This is a genomic window from Brumimicrobium mesophilum, from assembly GCF_003025005.1.
Lineage (GTDB): Bacteria > Bacteroidota > Bacteroidia > Flavobacteriales_D > Crocinitomicaceae > Brumimicrobium > Brumimicrobium mesophilum.
Genome location: NZ_PVSS01000004.1, coordinates 94572 through 119015, shown reverse-complemented (window position 1 = coordinate 119015; position 24444 = coordinate 94572). Strand labels below are relative to the sequence as shown.

Here is a 24444-nt window from a genome sequence, read left to right as displayed (position 1 = left end):
ATGAACTCAAAAATATGGCTTTCATCTCCTCACATGGGAGGACACGAACAAGCATTTGTACAACAAGCATTTGATGAAAATTGGGTTGCCCCTCTTGGACCAAATGTAAATGGTTTTGAAGAAGATTTAAAGTCCTACTTAGGCAACGAAAAGCAAGTTTCAGCACTAAGTTCTGGAACCGCAGCCATCCATTTAGCACTAATTATGCTTGGGGTTAAAAATGGAGATTTTGTAATTTGTCAATCCATGACTTTTTCTGCTTCTGCAAATCCAATTTTATATCAAGGTGCAAACCCAGTATTTGTAGATAGTGAGACAAAAACATGGAATATTTGTCCAACTGATTTAATTAAAGCCATTGAAGGAACCATCAAAAAGCATGGTGTAAAACCTAAAGCAATTGTAGCTGTACATTTGTATGGAATGCCTTATTTAGCTGAAGAAATCAATGCTATTTCAGAAAAGTATGATATTCCAGTTGTTGAAGATTCTGCCGAAGCTTTAGGTAGTAGTTACAAAGGTCAAAAGTGTGGAACGCTATCAAAACATGGTATTCTTTCCTTTAATGGAAACAAAATAATTACAACTTCTGGAGGTGGTGCTTTAATTAGTAACACAGAAGAAGAAAAGAAAAAATCTGTATTCTTTGCCACTCAATCAAAAGATCCAGCTACTCATTACCAACACAGTGAAATTGGTTATAATTATCGAATGTCTAACATTTCTGCAGGAATTGGCCGAGGTCAAATGATGATTTTAGACAAACACATAAATTTACGACGTGCAAATTTTGGATTTTACAAGGAGAATTTAGGTCATCTACGTGGTTTTGAATTTGTAGATGAACCAGAAGGTATATACAGTAACCGTTGGTTGTCTACAGTACTTATTCATGCTAAAGAAGCCGGTTTCTCTAGAGAAGATTTACGCTTGGCCCTTGAAGAAGAAAACATTGAAACACGACCACTTTGGAAACCAATGCATATGCAACCTATTTTTGAAAATTGTGATTACTACGGTACAAATGTAGCAGAAGACCTTTTCGAAATTGGATTGTGTCTGCCAAGTAGTTCGAATTTGTCTGATGACGATAGAGAAAGAATTTTAAAGGCTATATTGAAGATTGTAGAGAATCATTAATGTATAGGAATTCAAGTAAAAAGTCAAACGTTGAATTAAGAAAGGAGGCCAAATTATTTGGAATTATTTATGAAATAAAGTAAGAATATATCACTCTAGTATTAATTGATTTTAAAATCCTTTGGCATTACGTCAAAGGATTTTGTGTTTTATAGCTATACTTATATCTATATTTTATGTTTTGCACTCTCACAGTGTTATTATTCGTAAAAAATGAACTACATTTTTTACGAGTTACACTCAAAAAGGATTTATGCTAAATTCCATAAATCCTTACCTTCTTTTTTTTCAAGTGCGAATTGTTCAATTTTTTAATCAATTGATCTGCCTTTTTTAATGGCACTGCAACAAAAGCACAATCTTGTTTCAATTCAATTAATCCCAATTCGTCGCTTGACAACCCTCCTATTTTCATAAAAAGACCAGCGATATCTCCTTTTGAAATCTTGTCTTTTCTTCCTCCTGAAATAAATAAAGTTGTGTGATATGGTTTGGCTAATCCTGCATTTTTAAATTGCTTTAAAAGCGTTGTGTTTTTAATGAAATCCGGTAAACTTCTGTCCTTATCTTTTAAAACATAAGAAGTTCCATTCGCTGAAACCCTTGCTGTACGTCCATTCCTGTGCGTAAATTCTTCGTAAGCATGAGGCAATTCGTAATGAATAATGTAACTCAATTCTGGTATATCCAATCCGCGGGCAGCTAAATCGGTTGCTACCATGACATGCGTACTTCCATTTCTGAATTTAATCAAAGAACGTTCACGCTCTATTTGTTCCATTCCTCCAGAAAAACAACTGTGCTCAACATTATTCTCTTCTAGCAGAGAACTTACTTCCTCAATCGTAGCTTTAAAATTACAAAAAACAATTCCATTTTGATTTCCTAAATGTTTCAATAAATCTACCAGAATATCAGCCTTTTGAGATTTCACATATTCAACAACTTTTAGGTCTAATTTTGATTTTGAACCAGCATCCAAATAATTTAATATTTTTGGTTCTTTCAGCTTTACAAATGATGGAACCTTTTCAATATTCGTTGCAGATGTTAGGATTCGTTTTTCTAAATTGGGCAAAAAACCAAGTATTTGACTCAACTCCTCCTCAAAACCAACTTCTAGAATTTTATCAAATTCATCCAATACTAAATATTTAACTGTATTGGTATCCATTCTTTCATCTGTGAAATGGTCCAAAATTCGACCAGGTGTTCCAATCAGAACTGAAGGAATATGCTTTAATTCCATTCTGTCCTTTGATTTTGAACGTCCACCATAAACAGCATTTAATTTAAACCCCGTTCCCATATGGCGAAAAACTTGTTCAATCTGAATGGCTAATTCACGAGAAGGCACAACAATTAAGGCCTGAATTCCATCAACTTTAGGATCTAAAACACTAAACAATGGCATCAAGAACGACAATGTTTTTCCCGTTCCAGTAGGAGAAAGAACAATCGTATTTTCATTTTTAACGATTATCTTATTTGCCTCCTTTTGCATAGAATTTAACTCCTCGATATTTAATTTATCAAGAATATCTCGTTGCGATTTTATATTATTAGCCATTTCTTTTTTACTTTAAAATGGTATTTGATTCAATACCTTTCTTTTAATTTAGTTGCAATTTATACTTTTCTAAAGTGCTTCGTTTTAAACACTCCATCAAGTTTAGCTATTTTCTTTCCAATAATTAGCCAACACCTTTTCAATCAATTCTTCTTTTGTTAAATGCTTAAAAATCGTTTTCACTTGGTCTTTCAATTCTTCGGGCATTTGACGATTTGGTTTTGTTTTGAAAACTTTTTTCGCCCAAACCAAAGTATTATTTTCTTCGATGGCCTCAGAATTTGCTTTTTGAATAGCTTTAAACTCAATTCCCAGTTCCTTTTCAAAACCAGCAATTTCAGCAACCTCCTCTTTTTGAAGAATAGTCATTGAAAGTCCTTTCGCTCCTGCTCTACCAGTTCGTCCACTTCTGTGTACATACGCTTCGTAAGTGTCAGGTAAATGATAATTCACAATAAACGCCAATTCTTTTATATCAATTCCACGTGCAACCAAATCCGTTGCAACAAGAATATCGATGTGGCCTTCACGAAATTGCTCCATAATTCGATCTCGAATTCCTTGGGTTAAGCTTCCATGCAAAGCGCCTGACGAAATCTTACGTATCGCTAAATTTTTAGCCAATTTATTCACTGCAGCCTTTGTTTTACAGAAAATAATTCCCCTTCCACCTTGTTGGGTTCCTAAAAAGTGTAATAAAACATCCAATTTCTCAATCGGTTCTACAACCGTATATTGATGATCAATTCCCTTATGTCCAACCGTAACCATATCTGAATCTACAGAAATTGCACTTTTCGACATGTAATTATGAACGATATCCTTTAGTCCACCCGGCATAGTAGCACTGAATAAAAGTGTACGTCGTTTTTTAGGTAAAGCCTTAAGAATTGGCAGCAAATCATCTTTCAACGCTTGAAACATTTCATCTGCTTCATCCAAAACAAGATTTTTCAATGATTTCACATCTAATGCATTCTTCTCTGCTAAATCCAAAAATCTACCTGGAGTAGCTACAACAATATGAGTTGGAGATTTTAACTCCTCAATTTGAGTTTTTAAAGCTGTTCCTCCTGTAAGCAAAGTGATCTTCACTTCTGGTGAGTGCTTTGCATAAGCCACCAAATTATTAAATATCTGCTGACTCAATTCTCTAGTTGGAGACAAAACTAAGGTCTGAATACTTTCATTTTCAACTTCAACCGACTGAATCAAAGGCAATCCAAAAGCAGCTGTTTTACCCGTTCCAGTTTTAGCAAGCGCTACAACATCCTGATTTTCATTGAGAATAATGGGAATAACTTGTGCTTGAATATCTGTCGCTACAGTTATTTTTAATTCGTTTAAAGCTTGCTGGATCTGAGGATTAATTCCTAATTCGGATAAAAGTTTGGACATTCTATTTTTTTCAACAAAGATAGACACACTTTTTTGTGAATTGCTCGATATTTCATGATAATTAATGAGTTTTCTGAAAAAGGTGATTCTCCTAGATTAGAATTAAGAATTTTATTTCTTATGGATTGGATAACATTACAATTTATAGAGTTTTTTTTTGGTTAGTATTTGACTCATATTTATATGAGTCTTTCTCCAGATAAATTAAAGGTTTTTGTGCTAAGATTCACACTAAACGAAAGCATTCAAGGATTTTCCTTAGTTGCAAAAACCAGAATTTCATACAACTCTTTCTGTAATCCACCATTCTTCATAATTCAATAAATATTTAAGAAAAACCGCACTAGATTCATTTAAAATCAAACAACTTTATTGGATTGATAGCATTTACTGTGAATTTATCATTAAATAATAAGAGAATTATTAAAGACCATATAAAAGCTAAAACCAATATTCACAAGCTTTTGCAAGCACTTTTTAATTTAAATAAGTTACTAACACGTGACTTTTTATAAAATCTTCGTTTTGGATGAAAAAAAAACTTATTTTTGCACTTGCTTTAAAATAGCTAATTATGAGTGAAAACATTACAAAAGAAGAAATTATCGAACAATTTAAGGGCAACAAGATCCTTAAGTACTCTACAATAGTTGTAGGTGTAATCGCAGTTGTGGTACTAGCCGTACTTGCATATAACTACTTTATTTCGGGGCCAAATGAAAAGGCTTCTGAAGCAGAGATAGCAAATGCTATAATGTACTTAGAAAATGATTCAACGCAATTAGCGACTGAAGAGTTTGAATACTTAACATCAGAATATGATGGTTACAAAGGTGGTGAAGTAGCTCAATATGCACTTGGAAATTTATATTTCGAGCAAGGAAATTACGAAGCAGCACTGAACGAATTGAAAGGTGTTAAAATTGAAGACACATACTTAATGACTTTAGCAATTGGAACACAAGGAGATTGTTATTCAGAATTAGGTGACTACAAAAACGCAGTAAAAATGTATGTAAAAGCAGCTGAACGTAAAACAAACGACGTTACAACGCCAATGTTTTATTACAAAGCAGGATTAAATGCTGAAGAAGCAGGAGATTTCGCTAAAGCCGCAGAGTACTATACTATTATTAAAAGTGATTATTTATCATTTGCTAGTCAAAAAGGAATTGATAAATACATTACTAGAGCAGAAAATTCAGTAATCGAATAATTGTGGCTACAGTAAATAAAAACTTATCTCATTACGATAAAGACAGTATACCAAACGGTGCCGATTTCAACATCGGCATTGTTGTTTCTGAATGGAACGAAAGCATAACATTCAATTTGCTTAAAGGTGCAAAGGAAGCATTGCTTGAAAATGGTGTAAAAGAAGAAAACATTCATGTGCATTACGCTCCTGGATCATTCGAATTGCCTTTGGCATCTCAATGGCTTTTAGAAAAAGAAGACATTGATGGCGTTGTAGCAATAGGATCTGTGATTCAAGGTGATACTAAACATTTCGATTTTGTATGTGATGCAACGGCTCAAGGTGTAAAAGATGTAGGATTAAAATACAATAAACCTGCTATCTTTTGTGTTTTAACTGACAATACTATGCAACAAGCCATAGATCGTTCGGGTGGTATACATGGAAACAAAGGAATTGAAGCTGCCATTGCTTGTATAAAAATGGTTCATTTGAAAAAATCAATTTAAAAACTAGAAGCGTGACCTTAATTAAATCTATTTCAGGAATTCGAGGAACAATTGGTGGAAAAGTCGGTGAAGGACTTTCTCCTTTAGATATTGTAAAATTTTCATCTGCATACGGAACATGGTTGCAGCAAGAAAATAATGCGAAGAAACTAACTATAGTTATCGGTCGCGACGCTAGAATTTCTGGTCCAGTTGTAAACAATTTAGTAATTGCTTCTTTAAGAAGTCTTGGAATTAACGTTGTTGATTTAGGCCTCTCCACTACTCCAACTGTTGAAATGGCAGTAACAATGGAAAAAGCACACGGAGGTATCATTATCACTGCAAGTCACAATCCTAAGGAATGGAATGCACTTAAATTATTAAACGGAGCTGGAGAATTTATTTCTGGTGAAGAAGGTGAAAAAGTCCTTGAAATTGCTGAAAAAGAATTATTTGACTTTGCTGATGTTGATTCATTAGGAAAACTTACGGAAAATAACGAATACATTCAAAAACACATCGAAGCTGTCCTTGATCTTCCATATATCGATATTGAAGCAATTAAAAATGCAGATTTTTCAATCGTTGTTGATGCAGTGAATTCTACTGGTGGAATTGCAGTTCCATTACTATTAGATGCTTTAGGTGTCAAAAAAGTAACAGGTATCCACTGTGAACCTAATGGAATTTTCGCTCATAACCCTGAGCCGTTACCGGCTCACTTGGTAGATTTATCAGAAGCTATTTTACAACATAAAGCTGACTTAGGAATTACTGTTGACCCAGATGTTGATCGTTTGGCAATGGTTTGTGAAGACGGTACAATGTTCGGTGAAGAATACACTTTGGTTGCTGTTGCAGATTTTGTTTTAGCACATAAAGGTGGTTCAACTGTTTCAAATCTGTCTTCAACTCGTGCTTTACGTGATGTAACAGAAAAACATGGACATCAATACTTTGCATCAGCAGTTGGCGAAGTGAATGTTGTTGCGAAAATGAAGGAAGTTAACGCTGTTATCGGTGGTGAAGGAAACGGTGGTGTTATACTTCCAGAGCTTCATTATGGTCGTGATGCCTTAGTTGGAATAGCAATATTCTTGACACAATTAGCCAAAGCAAAAGTTACTGCTTCAGAATTAAGAGACAGTTATCCAAAGTATACGATTTCAAAAAACAAGATTCAATTAACTCCAGCAACGGATGTTGACCAAGTACTTGTAAAAATGGCTGAGAAATACAGCAAGCAAGAAGTTGATTCAACGGATGGGGTAAAAATTTATTTTGAAAAGGAATGGGTGCATTTACGTAAAAGTAATACCGAACCTATCATCAGAATATATGCTGAAAGTGAAAACAATGAAAAAGCTGATCAATTGGCCAAAGATATTATGGTGGAGATTGAGGGTTTGATGTAAATCAATTTTAAGAATTCAAGAATAGAGAATTTTTAACCTCATTTTTCAATTACAGAATTATAGTTTTAAGCTAATTTTGAACTTTTACGAGTTTAAAGTTTTTGAACACAAAGAACAATATACAGTTATGAGAGTTTATTTAGATAACGCTGCAACAACACCAGTCGCTCCAGAAGTTTTTGAAACTATGGTGCCATTTTTAAAAAATGAGTTTGGTAACCCATCCTCTACTCACTCATTTGGTCGTCAAGCCAAAGGAACTATTGAGACTTCTAGAAGAACAATTGCAAAGCTAATTAACTCAAAACCTTCTGAAATAGTTTTTACTTCTGGAGGAACGGAAGCTGATAACATGGCTTTCAGTATTTCAATCAACGAATTAGGCGTAACGCGTGTAATTACTTCAGAAATTGAACACCACGCTGTAATTCATACCGCTGAAAATATTTGTCAAAAGAATAAAATAGAATTAGATTTAGTTAGAATTTTACCAAATGGTCACGTAGATTTAGATCATTTAGAAGAATTGTTAGCAAAGACTGATAAAACTACTTTGGTTTCATTAATGCATGGAAACAATGAGATTGGGAATTTACTTCCTTTAGAAAAAGTAAGTCAAATGTGTCGCAAGCACAATGCATATTTCCATTCTGATACCGTTCAAACAATGGCACATTATGCTTTTGATTTAAACGAATTAGACATTGATTTCATTACTGGTGCAGCACATAAATTTCACGGACCAAAAGGAATTGGTTTCTTGTACATCAAGAACAGTATAAAAGGTTTGCCTTTCATCCAAGGAGGTTCACAAGAACGTGGTTTAAGAGGTGGAACAGAAAACTTATACGGAATTGTTGGTCTAGCGAAAGCAATGGAAATCGCTTACGAAGATTTAGAAGGTCACCAAAAACATGTTCAAGGTTTAAAATCTTACATGATTGAGCAAGTACAATCACAAATTGAAGATGTTCATGTACATGGAGATACAACGCCAGAAAAAAGCTTATACACTGTTGTAAACATGTGTTTACCGAAAACAGATAAATCAGCCATGCTATTGTTCACACTTGACTTAAAAGGTGTAGCTTGCTCTGGAGGTTCTGCTTGTACTTCCGGAAGTGCAATTGGCTCTCACGTATTGGCTGGAATCAAAGCAGATACTACTCGACCAAACGTTAGGTTCTCGTTCTCGAGATATACAACAAAAGAAGAAATAGATTTCGCAGTGGGTGTTTTAAAAGAAGCGTTTGAGAAGGACATGGTGGCTTAAATTGATTTACCATGTTATTCAATAGTATAGTTTTTCTTTTTGCATTTCTTCCAGTACTTCTTCTGCTCTATTATTTGACACCTAATAAATATAGAAATTATACTTTACTTGTCTTTAGTTTAATTTTTTATGCTTGGGGAGGTGTATCTTATTCATTGATCTTAATAGGTTCTATTTTAATTAATTACCTATTTGTAAAACAAATTGAAAAAAACAATTCGTTAAAGAAAAATTGGCTCATTATTGGACTTATTGTGAACATCCTAATTATAGTATTTTTTAAATACTTGGATTTTCTGATTAATAATATAAATGTAATTGGTTCTACTTTTAGCACTGGTTTTGATGCTATTCCATACCAAAATATAATTTTACCTTTAGGGATTTCATTCTTTACTTTCCAGCAAATGTCGTTGATTTGGGATGTTTACAGAAATGAAAATACTCAAAAGACGTCACTTTCTAATGTAGCATTATACATTAGTCTATTCCCACAATTGATCGCTGGACCAATTGTAAGGTACAATGATATTGTGGAACAGATTCAAGTGCGGGTATCATCAATTTCCCTATTTCGATCGGGAGTACAGCGATTTGTCCTCGGTTTATTTAAAAAAGTAGTTATTGCTAATACATGTGGTGAATTAGCCGATTCAATATTTAATCATTCATTTGAACTTCTTGATACACCAACAGCTTGGTTAGGAATTATTGCCTATTCTCTACAAATATATTTTGATTTTTCCGGGTATTCTGACATGGCCATTGGATTAGGAAGAATGTTTGGGTTTAAAATTCTTGAAAACTTTAATTTCCCATATATTTCTAAAAGCATTCAGGAATTTTGGAGAAGATGGCACATTTCCTTATCAACTTGGTTTCGTGATTACGTTTACATTCCTTTGGGCGGAAATAGAAATGGGACTTATAAAACCTACTTCAATTTAACCTTAGTTTTCTTATTAACTGGAATTTGGCACGGAGCCACTTGGAGCTTTGTAATTTGGGGATTATTTCATGGCTTTTTCCTAATAATGGAGCGCATTGGATTAAAAAAAATATTAGATAAACTTCCAAAAGGAATACAATGGTTTTATGCCATTATTGTGGTTATGATTGGCTGGGTTTTATTTAGAATTGAAATTTTTTCTGAAGCAATTATATACATTGTCAAACTTTTTTCATTTGAAAACATTGGAAGTAGTAAAGTTATATCTCATTTAAACAATGAAAGATTAGCTGTTTTGGTTTTAGCTCTATTATCCAGCTCATTATTTTTTGTGAAAATTAAAGAATTCTTCGACAGGAGAAACATAACTCAATCAATTGGAACCCAAATAATGTTGGATATTGGGATTGTTCTTATGCTTTTGCTTTGTATTTTTTATATTAATTCAGGTTCATATAGTCCATTTATTTACTTTAGATTCTAAATTATGAAAGAGAGTAAATTCATTAAATATCTTTTACCATTTCTATTTATTATCATCATTATTGCTCCTGCCTTACTTTCTTTTTCCGGAATTGAAGGATTCAGTAGAAAAGATGAAAATCGTTCTTTTAAAGATTCTATTTCTATAAACATCAATAAATTAGATAATTTCCCATCAGATTTCGATGAATTTGCCGCAGACAATTTCTTTTTTAGATCTCCATTATTGAAAATGTTTCATTATATGAAATTTTACACTTTTAATATTTCGCCACATCCTGAAAAAGCTATTATTGGAAGGGATGGCTGGATGTTTAAATCAGGTGAAGAATTAGAATTAATTAGTGGTAAACATAATTTTAGCAAAGATCAATTAAACGATTTTAGTGCTGAATGGAGAGAGAGAAAAGTTTACTTAGATGAAAGGAATATCCCATTTTTTTGGATTATTGCACCTATGAAACATATGATCTATACGGATAAACTACCTTATAATATTCATGTTTCTAAAAGTAATAGAACTGAAATGCTAAAAAAACACATGGAAAAAGAATTTCCAAATTTAATTCTCGATCCTATTCCATATTTCCTCTCCAAAAAAGATAGTCTAAAACTATATCTAAAATTAGACAACCATTGGAATCATCGTGCAGCACACTTACTTACAGAATTGATCTTGGAAAAATTAAGAGTTCAATTTCCAAATAAAAACATTATTGACATACCAAAACTGCATTGGGAAAAGGAAAAAATCCAGAAAGGTTATCACTACAATGTGATGGGAATTGATGAATTAACTGAGGAAAACGAACTAATTGTGATTGACAATCCAAAATCTGTGGAAGCAGAAAAGTATGGTTTCCCTATCATTGAAGATTTTGCTTATCCTTGGTCCTATGAAAATAGATACACGAACACTAATTTGAAAAATGGATTGCGTGTACTCATTATTCGAGATTCTTTTGGTGAAGCAATAATTCCTTTGGTTAGAGAAGTTTTTTCAGAAACATTATTGATTTTTGATGCATGGGAGTATAAACTCAACGAAGAAATAATTGAAAAATTTAAACCTGATGTGGTAATCTTCCTTGGTTTGGAAACTCATATTGGAAATTTCACCAAAGATCACACAAAATAGGATTTTAGCCTAAACGGCGAATCATGCGGTGCGCCGTTTTTGTTGATAATATTATTCCAAGCCTAACTCACTTGTTTCTTATACAAATGCTCTTGAAAACCAATAAATGTACTTTTAATGGAGTTTATATCTCCTAATTCGTTTTTAGCATCGGTAATGCTGTTGTATTTTAGATGCAACAAAGGAGATAGCTTATCAGTATCTAATTCTTCAAACCCTTCTTTAACATATTGATCTAAAACGAAGTTGAGGAATTCTTGTTGCTTTGGGTTGTATTCTCCAAGTTGGATTTTGGCGCGACCTGCTCGTTCAAGTCGTGCGACAAGTTGACTTTTATAAGCGATATAACTCAATACATCATATAAATCACTATCCTGACCATGAATTAAGTCACGAAGATCTTCAAGTTGTGAGTTTGAATATCCTTTTTCTTCGAGTTCTGTGAGTAGTTTTTTACGTGTGCTTGGAATACTCCAAATTTTACGTAATTCGTCTTCATTTTCGAATAATTTTGGCAATTCACCATACAGTTGATCCATGAATTCTGCTGATGAGATTGGTTTTCCTGATGGACTCCAAAATGTTGTTTTAATGGTTGCGTCTATTTCTCTCTCTTTACCATCTGAAAGTTTGATTTTGATGATTCCAGTAGGAGTTTTTTCACAATTACAAGGCAGGTTACCACATATTGGACATGGTTCTGGATGAGCAGTAGAACATTCACATGGTTTAATGTTGCATACTATACAAATCCCAGCCCCAGGTTTTCCTCCAATTGGAGTTTCAGGAGATTCTGGTTCTCCATCCCATGCAGGATCTTGGAAATGCTTGTGCGCTTTTACAAAGTCATAAACCGTGAAATAATCTTTTCCATCATATAGTCGAGTTCCTCTTCCTACAATCTGTTTGAATTCAACCATTGAGTTTACAGGTCGAAGAAGAACAATATTTCTAATTTCAGGAGCATCTACACCTGTGCTTAACTTTTGAGATGTTGTAAGAATTGTTGGAATTAGCTTTTCGTTATTCTGAAAATCTGCTAAGGCTTGTTCACCCATCTTTCCATCCTCAGCGGTTACTCGTTTACAATAATCAATACTTTTACTATCGCTTTCTTGATTAATAATGTCTCTAATTGCAGCCGCATGAACTTGTGTTGCACAAAAGACTAGCGTTTTATGATTTTGATTGATTTGACTTAAGAACTTTCGTACTCTAAATCGTTCAATCTGGTCAATAATTACGGTTCTTCCATAGTCTTTGTATGTAAACGTATCACCGACTTCCGCTTCTCCCGCAATTATAGTATCGTCGGAAGTTACGGTGTATTCATCATAATTGGTTTGAATTTGCTTTACCCTAAACGGAGTCAAGAAACCATCATTAATTCCGTCTTTTAAAGCGTAAGTGTATATTGGTTCTCCAAAATAATCATAAGTATCTGCGTTGACATCACGTTTAGGTGTAGCGGTTAATCCCAGCTGAACTGCAGGAGAGAAATACTCCATAATTTCACGCCATGAACTTTCGTCATTTGCTCCACCTCTATGACACTCATCAATAATAATTAAATCGAAAAAATCTTCTGGATATTCTAAATAACGTTCTCTAATTTCTATTCTTTCATCAGAAGAATATAATATTTCAAGGGGCTCTGCCGCTAAAGGAGTGTACTCCTCTTCCACTTCACTATCTTCTTCTCCTGTGGAAGCTGTTGTAACCAAGGATTGAAAAATCGTGAAGAATAAACCTCCATTTTTAGGAACATGTCCTGTTTTTCTAATTTCTGCTGGACTAATGCGTTTTCTAATGTTAGTATCAATATTGTCAAAAACTTCGAAAGCATTAAAAGCTTGGTCAGCCAAAATGTTTCTATCTGCTAAAAACAATATACGTGGACTTCTTGCGGCATCTCTTTGTAAATTCCATTTTGATTGAAAGAGTTTCCAGCACAAATGAAAAGCTGTTGCTGTTTTTCCAGTACCAGTAGCCATTGTCAATAACAATCTATCTTGTTTGTTAGAAATTGCTTCCAAACACTTTTCTACTGCGGTACGTTGATAATATCTTGGTAAATATTGACCTTTAAATAAAGGAAAAGGCACTTCTTTAAAACGGTCTTTCCAATTTTCGATTTCTATTTTATAGTCTTCTTTTGGGGTGGGGAAACACATTTCCCACAATTCATCAGGAGAAGGGAATTTGGAAACATCGCCTTCTGTTCCTTCATCCATATCAACACCGTAGATTTCAATACCATTTGTGCAATAAGCAAAACGAGTGTTTAATCGATTTGCATAATCTTTAGCTTGTGCTAGTCCATCTGTATAATATTTATCACGTGCTTTAGCCTCAATAACCGCCAATCTTCTACCATTATATTCTAATACATAGTCGCAAGAAAGTGGTTTTTTCTGAATCAAATTTCCTTTACTATCTTTACCGATAATTCGGCCGGCAGTAATTACTTCTACTTTAATTCGACTGCCCAGAACATCGTTCCAACCCGCATTTCTCAACGCTGGGTCAATTAAGTCATGTCTAGTTTGGGATTCGTTCATTAATTGGTGGTTTTATTACCTCCTGCAATATACAAATTTCTTTAATATTTCATCCCTTCGGGATTGGTAGTTCGTGTGGTTTGGGGCTTAGAATTATGTCATCCCTTCGGGATTTGTTGAAGTTTCATTAGTTTTAGGTTATAATAATTTCATCACTTTGTGACTTACAGTTCATATGCTCTAGGGCTTAGAAATATGCCATCCCTCTGGATTTGAAGAAGTGTTATTTCTTTTTCTTTTCATCATTAAGAGTAAAGCAAAAACTTATGTTTTACGAATATTAAGCCTGAAAGGCTGAAATAATTCTAAAATAGTACTTGAACGAGGAGCAAAAACCTCGAAGAGGTGATATTTCTTGAATCTATATTTTTAATATGTCATCCCTTCGGGATTGGTACACCAAGTGGTTCAACTCTTTATAATTATGTCATCCCTTCGGGATTTGTTGAAGTATCATTAGTTTTAGGTTATAATAATTTCATCACTTCGTGATTTACAGTTCATGTGCTCTAGGGCTTAGAAATATGCCATCCCTCTGGATTTGAAGAAGTGTTATTTCTTTTTCTTTTCATCATTAAGAGTAAAGCAAAAACTTATGTTTTACGAATATTAAGCCTGAAAGGCTGAAATAATTCTAAAATAGTACTTGAACGAGGAGCAAAAACCTCGAAGAGGTGATATTTCTTGAATCTATATTTTTAATATGTCATCCCTTCGGGATTGGTACACCAAGTGGTTCAACTCTTTATAATTATGTCATCCCTTCGGGATTTGTTGAAGTATCATTAGTTTTAGGTTATAATAATTTCATCACTTCGTGATTTACAGTTCATGTGCTCTAGGGCTTAGAAATATGCCATCCCTCTGGATTTGAAGAAGTGTTATTTCTTTTTCTTTTCATCATTAAGAGTAAAGCAAAAACTTATGTTTTACGAATATTAAGCCTGAAAGGCTGAAATAATTCTAAAATAGTACATGAACGAGGAGCAAAAACCTCGAAGAGGTGATATTACTCGAGCCAATCGAAAAGATATCGTTCGTCATAATCTACTTCAAATTTTTCTAGAAATTCTAAATACTCTTCTCTAAAAGTCTTCTTGCGATGATGCTCTTGTTGGTTTAAAATGTATTTATATACATTATCTATTTGAGATTGAGCATAAGAGAAAGCGCCATATCCTTCTTGCCAAGAAAATTTACTTTTGAGCCAATTTTGCTCATTGATGAATTTTGAGGTATTGTTTTTTATATCTCTGGCTAAATCTGAAATTCTCATTGATGGTTTTAACCCAACAAAAATATGAACGTGATTAGCTACTCCATTTACAATGATAGATTTTTGATTTTTTGCTTTAATAACTCCTGAAATATATTTAAAAACTTCTGCGCGCCACTCTTTTTGCAATAGGTTTTCTCGACCTTTTACTACAATGACGAATTGAATATAGATTTGTGAATAGGTTCCTGCCATATCATTTAGGTTTTATGTCATCCTTAAGGTTTGGTAAAAAAAATGCCTTTCAGATTGACCTGGTTATTCTTGATTGTTATAACAAGTTATGAAAAAATAATTATATAGTAGGTTTGAATCTTAATTATATGATAAATAGGATTTTGAAATCTTAAATCAAATAACCATAAAATAACAACATCTATATATTCAATGGTTTCAGTTGCGATAACGCAACTATTATCAAATAAGAAATTACATATCTTGAAATGGTTCCATTAAATCAATCTTATTGAGTAGATATTCTATTGAGGTTCTACTTCTATCGTAGTTGTTTTTTTCTTTATCTAAAAAATGTAAAAATTGATTTTGATCAAATTTTGATCTTAAGTCTATTTCTTTTCTTCTATCAAAATTGGTCAAAGATTTTAATTTATAATCAAATTCTAAATATTCATTATAGAACAATACCATAAACGCTTCAATATTTGAACGAAGGTAATTATCATGCACAATATCTAATACACCATTTAAAGTAACTTGGATACTATCTATTAATTGCTGGTGCTTGAATTCTTTATTTTTAATTTGAGAATATATGGCACCATAATATGATCTTAAATAAATAAGATAAACCAACAACTCAGGAATAATAAATGAATCTCCTTTAAAACTTTTTAATGTAATTCCAGCGTGTCTAATTATTTTATCTTGCTGTCTTAGAGATAGACCTTTTAGTCTAAATATAAACATAGTGAACGTAATAAAACTAGACTTCTCGTTGGTGTACACATCACCTTTCCTTATGTTATGATTGAAAAACTCATTCAATTTATGAGCTTCCATTAAATAAAAAACATAATTCTTCAACTCAGGCGTTGGAAGAGAATACTCCACATCAATGAATCTTCTCAAGTATTCATTTGAGTCCATTTTCTCACTTCCATAAACTCCACAAACGGCATGACCTAACTGCTCTTTGTCAATGGATAGAACGAATACAATTCCTTTTACAGAAAATAGGTGTTTGATATTTTCTAAAACCGAAACGGCATAATCTGGACGACAACGATCTAATTCGTCAATTATAAACACTATAGGGTTGCCATTAGAATTTTCATCAATGTATTCTTCTAGTTTTTTATGGAAATCCTTGATGTTCTTTTTACGCTCTAAATAATCTTGAATATCATCGTCAAAAGATGCTAAAATTCCTTCACTTGTCTTTTCTAAAATATCCGATACATCTTCTCCTCCATATCGTTTGGCTAGATTCTTTAAAATTGAAGGAAGAGCTGATTTAGCTATCATACTCCCTTTTTCTAAAACAGCTTTAAAAGTTGCTGATGATTCCTTTCCCAACAGCTCCTTCAATTCTGCTGTAATAGCTACAAAAGGATTGTTTTCAAAATCATTTTCCCAGGCGTTGAAATATAGCGTTTTAAACTCTTCATCCTTCTTTAACTTGTTTCTCCACATGTTAACAAAGGTGGTTTTACCCGTTCCCCATTTGTTGTCTATTGCCAAAACAAAACCATTTGGATTTGTTCTTACAATATCAGTGAGTACATCTGCATATTTTTCTCTTTCTAACTTGCAATCTGCAAATGTGATGTTTGTTAAGTCTTCAAATGGATTTAGTGTGGTCATGTGGTGTTAGATTAACTTGTTAACTCCCCAGAAAATGCTTTTTCCAGTATGGATTTTTTGAGTTCTTCGAGAGAGGCGAGTTTTTGGTTATAAAAACTAGTTATGGACATATATTCTGTTCTTAAAAGTTCCAATTCTTTAGTTAGTTTTTTTTGCTTTTCGAGCGAGGCGATAGAGAATTGATAATCAAATAAATGTTTCCTATTTACTTTAGGCATTCCAGCTCTAGAAGAACCACTAATAGCATAATCAGTAAAGTTTTTAGAAATTAATAAATAGTACAAAAAATCTCTTGTTATTTCATCTTTAATTGGAACTAGTGGATACATATCTGCACTGCACAAACCATTAAACTCTGGTCTTGTCACCTTCACCAAATATGGTCGGATTTTATTATACAAAACCATTGTAGAGTTAAATTTGAATTTACCTGATTTTAGTTCTTCTTCTCTTGCAGTTTTTAAATTTATCAACTTCCCAGTTTCTGCTTCTATATTACCTCCTCCAACATGTATTAAATCAATATATTTACTCTCTTCAGGGTTTACTAATTTACTTGTTATTTCACAAACTTTTTTAAGTGTAGTCTCTTCCCATCCTTCACCTTTCTGACTAAAAATCTCATTCAATTTTGATTGAAACAATTCATTCGCATTAACAATATTCCTTTCAATATTGGCTTTTGCTTTGTCTATGGCTTCAAAAGCTTTATCTAGAATTTCAACGATTTGTTTTTGTTCTGGGAGAGGAGGGATTGGGATTTGAATGTTCTTAAATTTACTTTTAGAGACTCCACCTATTAACCCTGTTAAATTTGATTTAAATTCTGTTTGAAACCTTTCAGATTGATAATAATAAAATACATAATAAGGTTGTACATCAATGTTTACTGATAAGGTAAATAGTTTGTTTACTAAGCAAACATCTTGATTAGTTATTCCTATCTTTCGCCCAGCACTTCCTCCTTCAGCGCAAATAAGTATAGTGTTTTTTGTTGCAACTCTGAATTTACTTAAGTCCGATTCAGGTATTCTAACTCCATTTTCATAGTCAATGCTTCTATCAAATCCAACATCTTTTGTAGCAATATATGGTATGCCACCTTGAATGTTCATATATTTCTCCTCCTTTATTTTTGCATTAATACTGTTTCCGCTGAATAAATTACCAATCTTATTTATTTTACGTATTTTCCAGCCTTTCGGTAATTTTGGTCTCTCTTTCATGCTCATATCAACCCTTTTATTGATTCCAAAATAGAACTTGTTTCTTCATCCAAACTCACCATTTCTTCCAAAATAACTTCTGGACTTCTCAACGGAGATTCCTCGGGAGTGTTTGGGTTTTTTGGAGATAAATCGTAGGTTTCTTGATCAATGTTATTCATCTTGAAAACCCAAGATTGTTCTGTGTTAGATTGCTTTTTATAATCCTTCAGAAACACTTCCATATCCTTGTCATTTAAAGGATTGGTTTTTCCCATGTTTCTTCCTGGGGCTAATTGATAATACCAAATCTTTTTCGTTGGTTCTCCTTTTTGGAAAAACAAAACTACTGTTTTCACCCCTGCACCAGTGAAAGTTCCTGCTGGCATGTCTAAAACGGTGTGTAGGTTACAGCTTTCCAATAAATGTTTACGCAATGCAATAGAAGAATTGTCAGTATTACTTAAAAAGGTGTTTTTTATAACAATTGCTGCTTTTCCACCTGTTTTAAGACTTTTAATGAAGTGTTGTAAGAAAAGAGAAGCTGTTTCTCCAGTTTTAATATCGAAATTTTGCTGAACTTCTGGTCTTTCCTTTCCTCCAAATGGTGGATTAGCGAGAATCACATGGTAACGGTCTTTCTCTTGTATGTCACGAATGTTTTCACCTAAAGTGTTGGTATGAATAAGGTTTGGTGCTTCAATTCCGTGGAGAATCATGTTCATTGTACCAATCACATAGGCCAAGTTCTTTTTCTCTTTTCCATAGAAAGAATCTTCTTGTAAAGTTTTTAAGTTAGCGGTTGTTTTTTCCATGCGTTCATACATGTGGTCGAAGGCTTCCACCAAGAAACCACATGAACCTGCTGCACCATCATAGACTTTTTCACCAATTTGTGGGTCAACGACATTAATCATTGCACGAATTAGCGGTCTAGGCGTATAATATTGTCCACCATTTCGTCCAGCGTTCCCCATGTTCTTGATCTTCGTTTCATACAAGTGACTCAACTCATGCTTGTCGGTTGAAGAACGGAATGGAAGTTCGTCGGCATATTCTAGAATCTCTCTTAAAATATATCCACTTTGAATTTTATTTTTTAGTTCAGAGAAAATTTCTCCAATTTTATAATCAATCGTTTTTGGGTTTTCTGCAGTAACTTTAAATTTAGCCAAATACGGGAAGAGTTTTGAATCAACGAATTGTACCAAATCCGATCCAGTCAATGCTTTATTGATATCTGTTTCGTATTCATTTGTCGACGCTTCTTTCAGTCTTTTAGGCATTGCCCATCTTCCCCATCTGAATTCTTCGTCAATAATGAATTTGTATTCTTTTCCAGAAAGTTCTGCTTCGTCTGCTTTGTCTTTTTCTAGTTCGTCGAGGTAGCGCAAGAACATTACCCAAGAGGTTTGTCCTATGTAATCTAATTCACTGTCTGAACCTGCATCTTTGTAAAGAAGGTCGTCTATATTTTTGAAAGTTTGTTCGAAGTTCATGTATTTTACAATTTTGTTGCTTGTGTGGTATTGCCACGAATATAGTGGTTATAGTAAGTTACTGGTCACTTTTTCTTTAAATATTTTATCGCTTTTTCCAGCCTATTTCAAATTCTTTACCAAAAAAAAAGTTGCCCCCATTCAGAACAGGGACAACCTTTTGTATGCATTCAATATCTATTTCTTTTCACGCAACCAATACGTTCCTAATTTATTTTCTTCATAAGAGAATTCATAACGTGGAATTTCAATAGTTCCCATTACCACATCAATACTCATTAATTGGTCTCCTCTAGCGATGATCAAATTGAATTCATCATTTTCTGATAGTTTACCTAGGAAATCTTGTAGACCACTAACATCAACACGGAATCCATTAAATGCGATAATTTCATCGTTTGGTGATATACCCGCGCGTTCTGCAGCACTGTTCGATTGAACATTGTTCACAATTAATTTCCCTTCGTTATTTGACATTGAAATACCCATTGAAACTCTTTTTTCAATATTCATATCGATTTTCAGACCTAAATCCTTAAAATATTCGGCATAAGGAATTGTTTCAGTTCCATAAACGTACTTTTTAAAGAATTCATCCATATTGTCACCCAAAAACTCCTCTAAAGTAGCTTTGAATTGCGCAGGTGTCATTCCTGTGTTATTTTCTTCATAGAATTTGCTATAAAGAACTTGCATAAATTCATCCAAAGACTTTTTTCCTTTCGTTTTCTTGATGATCATTGCCTCTATCGCATGTGCCAACAACCCACCTTTCGAGTAGTAAGAAATATTTGTGTTTCTGCTGTTTTCATTTGGACGGTAAGATTTAATCCAAGCATCATAAGAAGAATGTGCAACAGGTTGAACCTTGTTTCCTGGTGTTCCTTCAACATAATTGATTGTATTTTTAAATACATTCATGTACTCCTTTTCTGTATAGAATCCTGCTCTTCTCAAGATCAATTCGTCATAATACGAAGTAAATCCTTCCATTACCCACAATAAATCTGTGTAGTTTTCATTGCTGTAATCATATTCCACAAGGTTTGCTGGACGTAAACGTTTTACATTCCAAACATGAAAATATTCGTGCGCAACTAAAGAAAGAAACTGATTATATTTCTCCGGTCCATAAGTCCATCTATTCACATGTAAAGTTGTAGAATTCATGTGCTCTAATCCCCCACCTCTAGAATCTGTATTGTGAATGATGAACCAATATTCCTTATTTGGATTTTGACCGAAAACTGCTGTTGTAGATTCAACAATCTTCGCCATGTCTACTTTTAATTTTTCAACATCGTAGTTTCCTGGACCATACATTGCAACGTTGTGCTTAATTCCAGCAGCTTGAAAACTGAATTCTTCTTGGTTTCCAATTTCTATTGGTGTATCACCCAATTGTTCAAAATTTTCAAATTCGAAAGTTTCAGCTCTATTGTCAGTACTGAATCCTTCTTTTGACTTTTTTAGAGGGGCAGTAATTGTTTTAAATGAAGAATGAGGAACAATTGTTAAGTTTCCTCCTAAATCCATGTGACCTTCTGGGAAAGTGAAGATTGTTGTTCCATTTAAATACCCATGTGTTTTATCTAAAAAAGAAGTTCTTACGGTTAATTCGAAAGAGTATACTTCATAGTTTACCGTTACTTTTTTGGCGTTTCCTTTATCGATTTCCCATTTGTTTTTACTCACTTTTTGAACTGCAAGTTCCTTTCCGTTTTCATCTTTTGCACGAACTAGATTTACATTTTTAGGAAATTCTCTTACTAAATAAGATCCTGGAGACCAAACTGGCATTACGATGACCAATTTTTTTTCTTCGAAATCAGTTAATGTTGTTTCCACATGGAAGTAATGTGTTTCTGGTGCAGGCATAGAGAGTTCATGATGCACTTTTTGACCTAAGACAGTTCCACTAAAAAGTAAAACTGCAACGAGTAAATTGTAAATTTTCATAATATATCATTGAATTTTCTCAAATATACGATTAACCCAAAGAATTCGTTAGTTTTGTGAATAGAATCAAATAAACAAACGGATGAAATACATTTTTTTATTTACACTTATAATCGCTTTTGCTGCTTGTAAAAGTGATACGACAGAAAATCAGTTGACAACTGAGCAAGAAGCTGAAATGATTGAGTTGCGAAATAAAGTAGCACAAATGGAGCTTGAAAGTGCTCAAAAGGATTCTGCTTTAAATGAAGCGATTTCATTTTTCAATGAGGTTCAAGAAAACCTTGCCAAAATTAATGTGAAGGAAGAAGAGATTCGTGTTAGAAGTAATAATCCTGAAATTTCTCAAGACGATCAAGAGTGGATTCTTCAACAAATTCAAAATATTAATTTTTTGAGAAATCAAAATGCTCAAAACGTAAAGAACTTAAAACAGAGTCTAAGTAAAAAAGATTTGAAAATTGCTGAATTAGAAGGTATGACGGATCGTTTGGTCATGCAAATTCGTGCGAAAGACGAACAAATTACTGCACTTCAAAAATCTTTGGCTGACTTAGATATGGAATATTCGGAACTTTTCGATGAGTATCAAGAACAAGTCGAAATGACTTTAGATGTCATCAAAGAATTGAATTCTGTATTCTATGCATACGGAACAATAGACGAATTAACGGCCAATAATGTTTTGGTAAGAGATGGTGGTTTTATTGGTATTGGTCGTAAGACAAACATTGCTGAAGACTTAAACCAAAAATATTTCCAGAAAATGGATAAAACTAAAGTGAAAGAAATCAGAATCGTTGGAAACAAACCAGATTTAGTAACAGACCACCCTATTTCTTCTTATGAATGGAAGGGTGATAAATTAATCATTTTGGATGCTGAGAAGTTTTGGAAAGTTTCAAAATACTTAGTCGTTACAGTTAAGTAAGAAAATATATAAAATACAAAAAGCGCGGTAGTCATATGATTACCGCGCTTTTTTTTTACTCGTTTTTATTACTCCACCACAACCATCTTCTTAAATGACTTTCCTCCTACCAGTACTCGCAAAATATACGAACCCGTATTCAAATCTGAAACATTGATTTTGATATTTTTATTGGTGTGACTTTCTTTTATCATGATTTTCCCCAATAAATCCAACATTTGAATTTCATAATTCCCACCATTTAACTCTTCAGGAATTGTAACATTGAGCAAACCATTTTCTGTAGGATTTGGATAAACCAAAATTGAAATTTCTTCTGTTTGGCTTTCTTTTAAATCTACTGTACTCACAGATATTCCATTAATCACCAAAGAAAAATCTTGGAACCCATTCTCTAAACTTCCTTTGTGACTAACAGAAACAGTATATTCACCCGCTGGAATAGTATCTATGTCTATTCTTTCAATATTATCTCTAAAATTATCACCTTTAGTTGCGGCATCAGTGAAGTTATCAGAAGTAGCGTTTGGGGTCATTACCCAAGGTTCGTAAACCAAAGAATTCCCAGATATTCTTACATCTAAATCATTAACCAACATTGGAGTTTGATTATCAGTTGTCCCTGTTACTGGATTTCCAAAAGGATCAGTCCAAACAATGGTTAATGCAATAGGTTTTGAACCATCAGATTTAAAAGTTGTTGTGTACGTATTTCCATTCGTTAAGGAAAGTTCATTTATTCTAGATGTGGTTCCATGATTTGAAATTACCTCACTGGCACGCTCTGCATTCAATAAACCCCAACCATTTTCAAAATCGGGACCATCATTTGCTCCAGCTTCATCTGTTGTACCTAACAATAAAGCTTTTACAGTTGCCGACTTCATGTAAACACTATTCTCGTTGTGATAATGTTGTTGTAACAAAGCAATCGCCCCTGTAACGGTAGGTGTAGACATAGAAGTTCCACTTTTAACGCCATAGTCATCATCACCACCATTGTCTGCTGAATACATTGATACACCGTTCGCAACTAAATCAGGTTTAATTCTCCAATCATCGGTTGGACCCCAGCTGCTAAAAGAAGATTGATTTACAGATGAAGGATTCACATATAAACTTATGTCATTTACTGCTCCAATACATAATAAATTCTTACTCGTTGCCGTAGTATATAGAATATCATAACCATTATCTCCAGTATTAACTCCATCATTTCTGGTATTTCCAGCCGATTTACATGCAGTCAAATAAGGTGCATTGAATAAAATTTCATCCCATTCACTTGCGTTATTGTTGTATAAACCATAAGATGGAATTGAACCGTTAGGATTTCCAGAACTATAAGAATGATTGGAGACTAGTCCCCCAGCAGCTCCAAAATCAGCTATTTCAGATTCATCATTACCGCTTTGGCGAGAAACAATGGTTGCGCTTGAGGCCATTCCTCGAGCATCTGTATCTATTCCTGACCCAATCATTGTCCCTGCGGTATGTGTAGAATGACTACTCACAGCAAAATTTTCCATATGGGTTACTCTTCCATCAAATTCTTGATGAGTTGTTAAAGCCAAACCTCCAGCTTCCCAATGTCCAATTTCAATACCATCTCCATCTAAATCAAGACCGCTTGTACCTCCATCCCTAATTCTATCTATTCTACTTGTGATTGCCGCATTTTCGTTGTCATCAAAATCATAAACTGGCTTTCCCATTGAATCGAATCCAGAGAAATGACCAATTTCATTTTTGCTATTTGTGATTTTTAACGGAATCCCTTCTTTTTGTGCTTTTTCTAACGCTGAAATATATTGAGCTTTGTGTCTATCAGATATCGCTTTAAGGGCACTTGTATTGGTTTGCTCAATAATTGTCTTTCTGTCTTGTTCATTTTGAGCATTTATACCAGATTGAACGAATAAAATTGCACCGAATAAAATAAGTTGTTTTTTCATTTTGGTTTTCATGAGTTTTAGCAATGTTGTAATCTTGGTTAAAGATAATGAAATTAATTTTGTGTTGGATAGTATTAGAATAATGACGAAAAGACAAGAAGTTAGGACACACCTTAATAAATACAGATAAAGTCTTCAAGTTAATTTATGATTTACGTCTCTTTATACCTTTAAATAGA

17 protein-coding genes are annotated in these 24444 nt (G+C 33.5%); 8 read left to right on the top strand and 9 right to left on the bottom strand.

Annotated features, from left to right (window positions below):
- The gene (locus C6368_RS05195; RefSeq protein ID WP_107038130.1) at window positions 1–1140 is read left to right on the top strand and encodes a DegT/DnrJ/EryC1/StrS family aminotransferase; all 1140 of its coding nucleotides are present in this window, start codon (window positions 1–3) and stop codon (window positions 1138–1140) included.
- Between the two features lie 256 nt (window positions 1141–1396).
- On the opposite strand, the gene C6368_RS05190 is transcribed toward C6368_RS05195, so the two are convergent.
- Together C6368_RS05190 and C6368_RS05185 are read right to left on the bottom strand one after the other, a co-directional pair.
- Complete coding sequence (locus tag C6368_RS05190; RefSeq protein WP_107038129.1) at window positions 1397–2710, bottom strand: DEAD/DEAH box helicase; 1314 nt, start codon at window positions 2708–2710, stop codon at window positions 1397–1399.
- Between the two features lie 102 nt (window positions 2711–2812).
- Window positions 2813–4108: a DEAD/DEAH box helicase gene (locus C6368_RS05185; RefSeq protein ID WP_107038128.1), complete on the bottom strand. Its 1296-nt coding sequence runs from the start codon at window positions 4106–4108 to the stop codon at window positions 2813–2815.
- Between the two features lie 574 nt (window positions 4109–4682).
- On the opposite strand from C6368_RS05185, the gene C6368_RS05180 reads away from it, so the two are divergent.
- The 6 genes from C6368_RS05180 to C6368_RS05155 all read left to right on the top strand — a co-directional run bounded on the left by C6368_RS05180 (window position 4683) and on the right by C6368_RS05155 (window position 11055).
- A complete protein-coding gene (locus C6368_RS05180) occupies window positions 4683–5324 on the top strand; it encodes a tetratricopeptide repeat protein (protein WP_107038127.1) in 642 nt (213 codons plus the stop codon).
- Window positions 5325–5326: 2 nt separating this feature from the next.
- The gene (gene ribH / locus C6368_RS05175; protein WP_107038126.1) at window positions 5327–5815 is read left to right on the top strand and encodes a 6,7-dimethyl-8-ribityllumazine synthase; all 489 of its coding nucleotides are present in this window, start codon (window positions 5327–5329) and stop codon (window positions 5813–5815) included.
- 11 nt (window positions 5816–5826) lie between these two features.
- A complete protein-coding gene (glmM, locus tag C6368_RS05170) occupies window positions 5827–7212 on the top strand; it encodes a phosphoglucosamine mutase (RefSeq protein ID WP_107038274.1) in 1386 nt (461 codons plus the stop codon).
- Window positions 7213–7339: 127 nt separating this feature from the next.
- Window positions 7340–8485 (top strand): cysteine desulfurase family protein, encoded by a 1146-nt coding sequence (locus tag C6368_RS05165; protein WP_107038125.1) that lies wholly within the window; start codon window positions 7340–7342, stop codon window positions 8483–8485.
- Between the two features lie 11 nt (window positions 8486–8496).
- Window positions 8497–9918: an MBOAT family O-acyltransferase gene (locus C6368_RS05160; RefSeq protein WP_107038124.1), complete on the top strand. Its 1422-nt coding sequence runs from the start codon at window positions 8497–8499 to the stop codon at window positions 9916–9918.
- Window positions 9919–9921: 3 nt separating this feature from the next.
- Window positions 9922–11055 (top strand): alginate O-acetyltransferase AlgX-related protein, encoded by a 1134-nt coding sequence (locus C6368_RS05155; protein WP_107038123.1) that lies wholly within the window; start codon window positions 9922–9924, stop codon window positions 11053–11055.
- A gap of 62 nt (window positions 11056–11117) precedes the next feature.
- On the opposite strand, the gene hsdR is transcribed toward C6368_RS05155, so the two are convergent.
- The 6 genes from hsdR to C6368_RS05125 form a co-directional block, all read right to left on the bottom strand.
- Window positions 11118–13616 carry an EcoAI/FtnUII family type I restriction enzme subunit R gene (hsdR, locus tag C6368_RS05150; RefSeq protein ID WP_107038122.1) on the bottom strand — a complete coding sequence of 833 codons (2499 nt, stop codon included), beginning with the start codon at window positions 13614–13616 and terminating at the stop codon, window positions 11118–11120.
- Window positions 13617–14625: 1009 nt separating this feature from the next.
- Complete coding sequence (tnpA, locus tag C6368_RS05145; protein ID WP_107038121.1) at window positions 14626–15087, bottom strand: IS200/IS605 family transposase; 462 nt, start codon at window positions 15085–15087, stop codon at window positions 14626–14628.
- 234 nt (window positions 15088–15321) lie between these two features.
- Window positions 15322–16716 (bottom strand): KAP family P-loop NTPase fold protein, encoded by a 1395-nt coding sequence (locus C6368_RS05140; protein ID WP_107038120.1) that lies wholly within the window; start codon window positions 16714–16716, stop codon window positions 15322–15324.
- An 11-nt stretch (window positions 16717–16727) separates the two neighbouring features.
- Window positions 16728–17942: a restriction endonuclease subunit S gene (locus C6368_RS05135; protein ID WP_159038453.1), complete on the bottom strand. Its 1215-nt coding sequence runs from the start codon at window positions 17940–17942 to the stop codon at window positions 16728–16730.
- Window positions 17943–17944: 2 nt separating this feature from the next.
- On the bottom strand, window positions 17945–19420 hold the full coding sequence (locus C6368_RS05130) for a class I SAM-dependent DNA methyltransferase (RefSeq protein WP_107038118.1): 1476 nt from the start codon (window positions 19418–19420) through the stop codon (window positions 17945–17947).
- A gap of 177 nt (window positions 19421–19597) precedes the next feature.
- Complete coding sequence (locus C6368_RS05125; protein ID WP_107038117.1) at window positions 19598–21379, bottom strand: M61 family metallopeptidase; 1782 nt, start codon at window positions 21377–21379, stop codon at window positions 19598–19600.
- Between the two features lie 82 nt (window positions 21380–21461).
- On the opposite strand from C6368_RS05125, the gene C6368_RS05120 reads away from it, so the two are divergent.
- Complete coding sequence (locus C6368_RS05120; RefSeq protein ID WP_107038116.1) at window positions 21462–22310, top strand: Cbp1 family collagen-binding glycoprotein adhesin; 849 nt, start codon at window positions 21462–21464, stop codon at window positions 22308–22310.
- Between the two features lie 68 nt (window positions 22311–22378).
- Here C6368_RS05120 and C6368_RS05115 read toward each other — a convergent pair whose 3' ends face one another.
- Window positions 22379–24265 carry a S8 family serine peptidase gene (locus C6368_RS05115; RefSeq protein ID WP_159038452.1) on the bottom strand — a complete coding sequence of 629 codons (1887 nt, stop codon included), beginning with the start codon at window positions 24263–24265 and terminating at the stop codon, window positions 22379–22381.
- Window positions 24266–24444 lie beyond the last annotated feature (179 nt).